The sequence below is a fragment of the Natronomonas sp. genome, assembly GCF_046710025.1.
Classification (GTDB): domain Archaea; phylum Halobacteriota; class Halobacteria; order Halobacteriales; family Haloarculaceae; genus Natronomonas.
Map to the genome: position 1 here is coordinate 1 of NZ_JBKEGK010000112.1, position 8,235 is coordinate 8,235.

Consider the following 8,235-nt stretch of genomic DNA (forward strand, 5'->3'; position numbering starts at 1 on the left):
GCCGCCCGATGACGGTCGTTGTACGCGTCGAGCCCCTCGCCCAGCACGCCCGTCAGCCGGACATCGTCGTAGAGCGTTGAGTGGGTGTAATCAACGAACGTCATCGGGAACCGGAGGCCGCCGTTGAGGCGGATAGCGCCCAACAGACCCGTGAACGCGTGCTTGTGCCGGCTGTCGATCACGTAACAAGCCGCGATCGGGTCGGCCTGACGGGTCGGCGAGACAGCCTGCAGGGCCTCGATCGATCGGTACACCAACTCCCAACAGAAGATCCCAGTCCCGTCGGACTCAAGCAACGCCTCGAAATCGACCGCATCCTCGAAGTGTCGCCGGAGGTCAGCCGCCCCGAAAATGAGGTTGTCCTCGACCGACCCAGCAAGATATCGCGGAACATCGTAGCGGGTGTGCTCTCGGAACCCGTCGACGAGCCCCTCGACGACAGCCGCCGGCTCCGAGGGGTCGACACCGGCGAACCGCTCGATCACCCCCGGATCGACGGTCCGATCCCAGTTCGTGCGGATCGCGGTGACAACCGCCGACCGGGATTCGCCATCGCCAATCCGATCGAAGAACGCCGACGGGTCGTGGAACTCGAAGGCGTAGTCTCCGGCCCGAACAGCGGCGACATCGGCGAACAGTTCGTGGAGACGCCCCCCGAGTCCAAGACGCGAATCGACCGTCTCGGCATCGACGGGACGGTCGTCGGCGAACGACAGGACAGCCCCCCCGTCGACTATGATCTCCTCGTCAGCCAGTCGGACCCGGGTTCCACCGATGGACTCCTCGTACGTCGGCACCAGTCGCTCGGCCGCGATGGCTGCGACGTCCTGTTCTTTGAGATTCGTCCCCATACCGAGTTGACCGTACCCGAGAACAGTGTTGTACAACGCTTTAGCGGCGCCCACGGCGGTGATCGACGCGCCGCCACCGAGCAACATACGGCGGCGGGTGACACTTACGGGTCCGCCCCCGTCTCCGTCTCGCTCCTCGCGTTTGGCCCGGCCGTCAGATTGTGGGGCCGAATCACCGTCGGGACCCGGATCGGTGTCGGGGCCGGCCGCACGGTCGCTCACGGCTCGGTTTCACCCCCGTCGGGGGCGGTCTCCGGCGTTCGGAGGCGGACCTCCCGACCTAAGAGCACGGAGAGGAGTTCCTCGCCGATGTCGAGCAGTTCCGGCACCCACCGCGAAACGAGAACGGCGATGCCGACGAGCGCGAACACCGCCAGCCCCTGCGAGAGGATGCGATCCGCGACGAAAAACGAGACGCGGGACGGCTCGGAGAGCCCGAACAGAAACATGACCGGCCCCTCAAGCCACTGGATCGCGAACCACTGATAGCCGTTCGCTACAGCGATGAACACGTTTCGGCCGACGTTGAGCACCCAGATGATCGCGATCGACACCGTGGCTGCGACCGCCTTCTTGCGGCGGGGGGCGTCGACAGCCGCGATCAGGCCACCGAAGATGGCTATCGACCCGATGCCGGTACACGCGAAGACGATCCGGGAGGCCTGCCCCGTTTCGGGGAACCAGAAGGTGTTCATGAACGTCGTCTCGCCGGTGGGGTCCTCGACGAACCGGACGCCCTCGCCGATACCGAGTAGGTCGATCACGCCTGCGGTCTGGGTAGCGACCGTCTCGATCAGCACCTGCCGGGCGACGTAGGAGGTCTCGAACGGGAGGTATATGATCGTCATGAACGCGATCGCCCGCGAGAGCGTCAACAGCGACTCGCGGCCGCCGTAGAGTTGCCATCCGACGTACAGACACGCCGGCACGGCGACGATGACGAGGACCGCCTGGATTGCGCTTCGGTGGATCAACGCGAAGTGGTGTATCAGGAGGAACCAGAACACGGCGAACAGTCCCCACGCGCCCGCAGTCACCGGCATCGCGAGGTCGCGTCTGTCCCGCCGATCCAACACGACACCGGCGACGAAGACCGCCATCACGATCCACGCGAGCACGTCGGTGTACGGCAACACCGAGAACTCGGTGAGCGACTGCGTGGAGAGCAACATTATCGGAGTGATGTACCACGAGGGGTATATGTCTTATCGTCAGGTGCCGCCCAGTCGCACAGCCGGTGATCTATCAATCGGTGTCTCTCGCGTGCGAACACCTCACCGCGAAAAGACGCTATCGGCCGTTGCCGCGCCGACGACGCTGAAGATCGCGCCGACGCTCACGGCTTTGAACGTCGTCAGCGCGATCGTCCTGTTCGTTTCGGCGTCCGTGAGAAACGTGTTGGGGGCGTTGAACAGCGTCGCGAGGATCGTCACCGATCCGAACGAGACGATCATCAATGAGATAAACCGAAGCGGGACGCCGACGACGTTCTGTTCGCCGTCGGGATCGCGGTTCGTGTCGGCTTTATAAAGGGTCGCGTATCCGATCGCGAACACCACGCCCACCGTCGCCAAGGCGTGGAAGACGCCCATGTTGGCGGCTAGGACCCACACCTCCTCGGTCACGACGAACGGCCCCGCCAGCAGAAAACCGCCGACGAGCTGTTGGGCCGAGTCGGCCAACCGGAACCCCTGAGGGCGGCTGGGGCGCTTGAGCTTCATGACGATGTGTACCCGGCCAGTGTAAATAACACCACTCCCATCGCGTCGGTGCGCTCGGCTCTCACTTCCGGGCGACGATCCGGAGGACGTCCTCGTCCCGGAGTTCGTGGTCCCGGCCGACCTGCTGGTCGTCGTGTTTCGCCGAGGGACCGCTCACGCGGGCGAACCGGAATCGGTCCTCGAAACTGCCGCCGAGTTTGTGCAGCGCGTCATCGACGGTGTTCTCAGTCTCTGTCAGGATGAGCGGCTCTTTGCGGTCGACGCCGCGTCCCGGCTTATCCATGTAGATGCGGATGAGGCCGAGGTCGTTCCAGATGGTCCGCTTCAGGGAGTCGAGACCGCGCCCATCCTCCGCACTGATGAAGACGGCGTCCTCGGGATCGATCCCGTGGCTCAGGAGGTTCTCCTTGACCGTCTCAATGTAGCTCGGATCGATCAGGTCGACCTTGTTGACTGCGACCGCGGAGGGGAGGTACTCCCGATTGTCCTGCAGCGAGTCGACTAACTGGTCGATCGTGAGGTCTTCGCGGATCGTCACGTCGGCGTTGACGTAGTCGTACTCCCGGAGGACGCCCATGATCGTCTCGTCGTCAAGGGTCACCCGGTCCGAGGTGGTGAGGTTGATGCCACCTTTGAGTTTCTTGCGGATGTTGACCTGGATCGGATCGGTGTCGAGCCGCACTTTGTTTTTATATAACTCATCGTACAGCCGTTCGTACTGGTCGATCTCAAACGCCGAGAGGACGAACAGCACCAGGTCGGCGGTCCGGACGACCGAGAGGACTGCCTGGCCGCCACCGCGGTTCTCCGCGGCGCCCTCGATGAGCCCCGGCACGTCAAGTAACTGAATGTTTGCGCCGCGGTAATCAAGCATCCCGGGATTGACGTCTAGCGTCGTGAACTCGTAGGAGCCGACCTCACTGTCGGCGTTCGTCAAGGCGTTGAGGAGCGTCGACTTGCCGACGGAGGGAAAGCCGACCAGCGCGACGGTCGCGTCGCCGTGTTTCTCGACGGCGTACCCGCCGCCACCGCTTCCGGAGGACTGCTGTCGCTCTAGCTTCTCCTTTTTTTCCGACAACTTGGCCTTCAGCCGACCGATATGCTGTTCGGTCGATTTGTTGTACGGGGTGTTGGCGATCTCCTCCTCGATCGCCTCAATCTCCTCTTTGAGCCCCATTAGGAGAGAGGTATCGCCGATGCCGAAAAAGGCGTTCGGTTGGGGATCGCTCGGCGTCGCATTCGCACGGTTCCCGTCGGCCGACGCTCCTTCCCTATTGGCTATCGCCCAGCATCACCTTTCTGCCGGCTATCGGTTACTCCCGGCCGCTGCTTGGTCCCATCTTTCGTCCGGCTACTGCTCGCTTATATTCGCCGTCCGGCTCTTCAATAGCCATCCCCGACGCGCCGAGACAGGCACTCATATGTGCCCTCCGTTTATACCCGGCATATGGACGGCAAACGAGCTCTCGCAGCCACACTGATTTGCGTTGGGGTCGCGTTTGTGGGCGTCTTCCACCTTGCTTTCTCGACGATATTCGGCTACGGGTTTCGAACGATCAGCGTCGGCCTCATCGCGGCGGCGATCTTCGGGGTATTGGTGATCAACGCGTGAGTGGGCCTCCGGCGCTTACCGCCCCCGTTCCAGTAGCTTCATGAACCGACGAACCCACCAACAAATCGATGGCTGACCCCGCCCGCCTCCGCGACAGCACCCAGATTATCCTCCCGCCCGGCACGCCCGACGGGCTCCACCGTGACCTCGAATCCGAGTTCTCCGTCACCGTCACCGACGAGGGCGCGACCGCCCGGATCATCGGCAGCCCATTTGTGATCAAGAACGTGAGCCAGTACCTCGCCCGACACGGGATCGCCTTGCCCTAAATCCGCGCCTGCCGGATTGCGCACCGCTGCCACGCTGGCCCGAATCGACAACCCTTAAAACCGACGCGACACTCAATTCGTGTATGGCTGGAACTATCGAAGTACTCGTCCCCGGTGGGCAGGCCGACCCTGGGCCGCCGCTCGGCCCCGAACTCGGCCCGACCCCGGTCGACGTGCAGGCGGTCGTCAACGAAATCAACGAACAGACGGCGGCGTTCGACGGGACGGAAGTCCCCGTCACCGTGGACTACGACGACGACGGCTCGTTCGGAATCGAGGTCGGCGTTCCGCCGACGGCCGCGCTGATCAAGGACGAACTCGGGTTCGAGACCGGCTCCGGTGAACCCAACGAGGAGTTCGTCGCTGATATGAGCGCCGAGCAACTCAAGACGGTCGCCGAACAGAAGCTCCCCGACCTCTTGGCGTACGACGCGCGCAACGCTGCCAAGGAAGTCGCTGGCACCTGTGCGTCCCTCGGTGTCACCGTCGAAGGCGAGGACGCGCGAACGTTCAACGAACGACTGGAGAACGGCGAGTTCGACGGGACGTTCGACGAAGCGAAGGCGGCGGCCTGAGCGAGTCGAACGGCTTGCGTCACGATTGGAGTGAAGTGACGCTGTGACTTTGACGAAGCGAAGGCGGCGGCCTGAGCGAGTCGAACGGCTTGCGTCACGATTGGAGTGAAGTGACGCTGTCTGTTAGCAGGCGAACCAGACGGAGTCACACTGAGTGGTCTTTCGGCAGTTCTTTTAGGTGCCGAGACCGACCGATACGTATGGTAGCGCTCGGACTGGTGGTCGCGCAGTTCAATAAAGAGCGGCCGGTGACCCACGAGATGGAGTCGCGGGCCAGGGAGGCGGCCGACGAAGCCGGTGCCGAAATCGTCGAGACGATCGAGGTGCCCGGCTCCTACGACACGCCGCTCGCGGCCGACCGGTTGGCTCGGCGTCCGGAGATCGACGCCGTCGCGGTCCTCGGCGCGATCGTCACCGGCGACACCGATCACGATCAGGTGATCGCCGACGCGGCCGCCGCCGGACTCACCGACGTCTCCATTGAGCGTGACACGCCGGTCACGCTCGGGATCACCGGCCCCGGTATGAGCCACGCGGAGGCCGAAGAGCGGGTCCACCACGGCGCGAGCGCCGTCCGGAGCGCTATTTCACTCACGGAGGAACTCGATACACTATGACAATGGAATTCACCGAGCGCGTCGGGCGGGTCGAACCCAGCGCGACGCTCGCGATCAGCAACCTTGCATCGAAACTCGAAGCCGACGGCGTCGATGTCGTTGACCTCTCCGTCGGCGAGCCCGACTTCCCGACCCCCGAGACTGTCGTTGAGGCCGGCAAAGACGCCCTCGACGCCGGCCACACCGGATACACGCCTTCGAACGGTATCCCGGAACTGAAAGAGGCGATCGTCGAGAAACTCGATGCCGACGGGCTCGAGTACACGACCGACGAGGTCATTGTGACGCCGGGCGGCAAGCAGGCGCTCTACGAGACGTTTCAGACGCTCGTCGACGACGGCGACGAGGTCGTCCTCCTAGACCCGGCGTGGGTCAGTTACGAGGCGATGGCGAAGTTGGCCGGCGGTGAACTCTCGCGGGTCGAACTCTCCGAATCGGGCTTCCAGTTGGAGCCGGTGCTCGACGACCTCATAGCGACGGTGTCTGACGACACCGAACTACTCGTGATCAACTCGCCGTCGAACCCCTCCGGTGCGGTCTTCACCGACGCCGCTCTTGAGGGTGTTCGCGATCTCGCAGTCGAACACGATGTCACGGTCATCTCCGACGAGATCTACGACGCGGTCACCTACGGGGTCGAACAGACCTCCCTCGGCTCCCTCGAGGGGATGGGTGATCGGACGGTCACGATCAACGGCTTCTCGAAGGCGTACTCAATGACCGGGTGGCGGCTCGGCTACCTTGCCGCCCCCGAAGCGCTCGTCGAACAGGCGGCAAAGCTCCACTCACACTCGGTGTCGTGTGCGGCGAATTTTGTCCAACACGCCGGGGTCGAAGCGCTTGAGAACACCGACGAAGCGGTCGCGGAGATGCGCGACGCCTTCGAGGATCGACGCGATATGCTCGTCGAATTGTTCGGCGAGCACGGCATCGACGTGCCCGTCCCGGACGGCGCGTTCTACATGATGTTGCCCGTTGATGACGACGACCAGGCGTGGTGCGAGGGGGCCATTGAGGAGGCCCACGTCGCGACCGTCCCGGGCAGCGCCTTCGGGACGCCCGGCTACGCTCGACTCTCCTACGCCGCGAGCGAGGAACGACTCCGCGAGGGCGTCGAGCGCCTCGCCGATTCCGGCTACCTCTGAGGACTCGCGAGCACCGTCTGACGACCTGCGACGACCGCCTCCAGTCGGTCGGGCTGCTATAGCGTTTTTACACAGATACATACCGTCGCCACCGTATGGCAGCCGCTCGAAACAGTGCAACAGACTCCAGCGGCTACGCAGCGATCAAAAAGAGTGCGTAACGCACCGCGCTACGATGTCTCCGTTACTCTTCGAGGGCGTCGCCGATGCGCTCGATTTCGCGTCGGATGTCGTGGAGTTCGTCGCGGACCTTCCGGACCTCGCGGACGAGCTCCTCGTTGCCGCTTTCTTCGTCGGCGGCCTCACCGGGGCCGCCCATCCCGGGCGGGCCGCCGCCCATGCCGCCGGGGCCGCCACCGCCGCCGCCCATCATCCCGCCCATCATCTGTGCGAAGGGGCTTCCGCCCATACCGCCGCCACCCATGCCGCCGGGGCCGCCGCCACCGCCGCCCATCATCTCCTTCATTTTCTCCTCGCGGCTCATCTCCTCACCGTCGCCCTCACCGTCGCCACCTTCGGATCGCTGCTGTCTGATCTCCTCGACACGCTCGCGGAACGATTTCTCCTCACCCTCGCTTTCTCCCTCGGCCTCGGACTCCTCTTCGTCTGTCATGCCCCTACCTTTCGGCTCCCGACAAAAAAGTACACAGGTTCCGGGGGCGGGGGCGACGAGGTAATTAGCTGAACGCCCCGAGGTTTGACTGTAACTCCCGCCCACTCGTGCCGCGTTCGAGTTCGTGTCCGACCAGCGACCGCATATCGACGGCGAAGCGGCTCCCGGAGCGCTCCAAGACGAGTACGCGGCCCTTCGTGCCGATGACCGTCCCAGCGGCGAAGGTGTCAGCGATCGGCGCGGCGTCCAACCCGAGGCCGTAGTCGAACTCGTGGGTCGTTTCGACCGCAAACTCCCCGAGCAGTCGCTCCCACGATCCCCTGTCGACATCCCGACCAATCCCCTCGATCTTCGTCGGGACGCGAACTGAATCTGGGAGCGGCGTCGTGGCCGCGATTTCGGCTTCGAGTTCCCGGGCGATCCGACCGTCGGCGACGCGTCTGATAATCGCTCCCCGGTCGGCACCCTGCTCGCGGAGTCGGACGGTTGGGTCCGACCGTCCCGTCACGCCGACTTTGAATGTCGACGGTGCGAACGCCGCCAGATAGATCGCATGCTCGGTGTGACAGTCCATCTCCCTCTTCAGACAGCTCCCGGTGCACTTCGCACAGATCCACGTCGAGTCGTGATGCTCGCAGTACGGCGCCGCCGAAGCGGTGCAGGGCAGGTGCTCGTCGCCGTCGATCGCCCCGGCGCAGTGTCGATCGCCGAGCGTGTACGCGAGCTCCCGTCCCGGCGCGAGTGGTTCGCGTTCGAGGTCGCCATCTCTCGCGAAAACCAGCGCCGGCTCTGCGCCCGCCCGAGCCCCCGTCCGGTAGCCGACGACTTGCAC

General features: G+C 64.2%; 11 protein-coding genes. 5 read left to right on the top strand and 6 right to left on the bottom strand.

Annotated features, from left to right (window positions below; genetic code table 11):
• The 4 genes from ACI944_RS08745 to ACI944_RS08760 all read right to left on the bottom strand — a co-directional run.
• On the bottom strand, window positions 1-1,073 hold a 1,073-nt coding region (locus ACI944_RS08745; protein WP_411718669.1), incomplete at its 3' end, for a hypothetical protein.
• Entirely contained in the window at window positions 1,070-2,023 is a 954-nt protein-coding gene (gene artA, locus ACI944_RS08750; RefSeq protein ID WP_411718670.1) for an archaeosortase A, read from the bottom strand. The genes artA and ACI944_RS08745, both read right to left, overlap by 4 nt.
• Window positions 2,024-2,125: 102 nt before the next feature.
• Window positions 2,126-2,572, bottom strand: coding sequence for a DUF2391 family protein (locus tag ACI944_RS08755; protein WP_411718671.1), 447 nt, complete (start codon window positions 2,570-2,572; stop codon window positions 2,126-2,128).
• 61 nt (window positions 2,573-2,633) lie between these two features.
• On the bottom strand, window positions 2,634-3,749 hold the full coding sequence (locus ACI944_RS08760) for an OBG GTPase family GTP-binding protein (RefSeq protein ID WP_411718672.1): 1,116 nt from the start codon (window positions 3,747-3,749) through the stop codon (window positions 2,634-2,636).
• Window positions 3,750-4,019: 270 nt separating this feature from the next.
• Here ACI944_RS08760 and ACI944_RS08765 point away from each other — a divergent pair, with 270 nt between their 5' ends.
• The 5 genes from ACI944_RS08765 to ACI944_RS08785 all read left to right on the top strand — a co-directional run bounded on the left by ACI944_RS08765 (window position 4,020) and on the right by ACI944_RS08785 (window position 6,790).
• Window positions 4,020-4,184 (top strand): hypothetical protein, encoded by a 165-nt coding sequence (locus ACI944_RS08765; RefSeq protein ID WP_411718673.1) that lies wholly within the window; start codon window positions 4,020-4,022, stop codon window positions 4,182-4,184.
• Window positions 4,185-4,252: 68 nt separating this feature from the next.
• A complete protein-coding gene (locus ACI944_RS08770; protein WP_411718674.1) occupies window positions 4,253-4,453 on the top strand; it encodes a hypothetical protein in 201 nt (66 codons plus the stop codon).
• Window positions 4,454-4,536: 83 nt separating this feature from the next.
• The gene (locus tag ACI944_RS08775; protein WP_411718675.1) at window positions 4,537-5,028 is read left to right on the top strand and encodes a 50S ribosomal protein L11; all 492 of its coding nucleotides are present in this window, start codon (window positions 4,537-4,539) and stop codon (window positions 5,026-5,028) included.
• A 200-nt stretch (window positions 5,029-5,228) separates the two neighbouring features.
• Window positions 5,229-5,645, top strand: coding sequence for a 6,7-dimethyl-8-ribityllumazine synthase (gene ribH, locus ACI944_RS08780; protein ID WP_411718676.1), 417 nt, complete (start codon window positions 5,229-5,231; stop codon window positions 5,643-5,645).
• Window positions 5,642-6,790 (top strand): pyridoxal phosphate-dependent aminotransferase, encoded by a 1,149-nt coding sequence (locus ACI944_RS08785; RefSeq protein WP_411718677.1) that lies wholly within the window; start codon window positions 5,642-5,644, stop codon window positions 6,788-6,790. The genes ribH and ACI944_RS08785 overlap by 4 nt, the downstream gene beginning before the upstream one ends.
• A gap of 184 nt (window positions 6,791-6,974) precedes the next feature.
• On the opposite strand, the gene ACI944_RS08790 is transcribed toward ACI944_RS08785, so the two are convergent.
• Window positions 6,975-7,403, bottom strand: a complete 429-nt coding sequence (locus tag ACI944_RS08790) for a hypothetical protein (protein WP_411718678.1) — start codon at window positions 7,401-7,403, stop codon at window positions 6,975-6,977.
• Window positions 7,404-7,467: 64 nt separating this feature from the next.
• Window positions 7,468-8,235: DUF2797 domain-containing protein (locus ACI944_RS08795; protein ID WP_411718679.1), on the bottom strand; the 768-nt coding region annotated here is incomplete at its 5' end.

Coding starts and splice junctions, on each gene's coding strand:
- artA (WP_411718670.1), bottom strand. CDS start 2,023: ATGTTGCTCTCCACGCAGTCGCTCACCGAGTTCTCGGTGTTGCCGTAC.
- ACI944_RS08755 (WP_411718671.1), bottom strand. CDS start 2,572: ATGAAGCTCAAGCGCCCCAGCCGCCCTCAGGGGTTCCGGTTGGCCGAC.
- ACI944_RS08760 (WP_411718672.1), bottom strand. CDS start 3,749: ATGGGGCTCAAAGAGGAGATTGAGGCGATCGAGGAGGAGATCGCCAAC.
- ACI944_RS08765 (WP_411718673.1), top strand. CDS start 4,020: ATGGACGGCAAACGAGCTCTCGCAGCCACACTGATTTGCGTTGGGGTC.
- ACI944_RS08770 (WP_411718674.1), top strand. CDS start 4,253: ATGGCTGACCCCGCCCGCCTCCGCGACAGCACCCAGATTATCCTCCCG.
- ACI944_RS08775 (WP_411718675.1), top strand. CDS start 4,537: ATGGCTGGAACTATCGAAGTACTCGTCCCCGGTGGGCAGGCCGACCCT.
- ribH (WP_411718676.1), top strand. CDS start 5,229: ATGGTAGCGCTCGGACTGGTGGTCGCGCAGTTCAATAAAGAGCGGCCG.
- ACI944_RS08785 (WP_411718677.1), top strand. CDS start 5,642: ATGACAATGGAATTCACCGAGCGCGTCGGGCGGGTCGAACCCAGCGCG.
- ACI944_RS08790 (WP_411718678.1), bottom strand. CDS start 7,403: ATGACAGACGAAGAGGAGTCCGAGGCCGAGGGAGAAAGCGAGGGTGAG.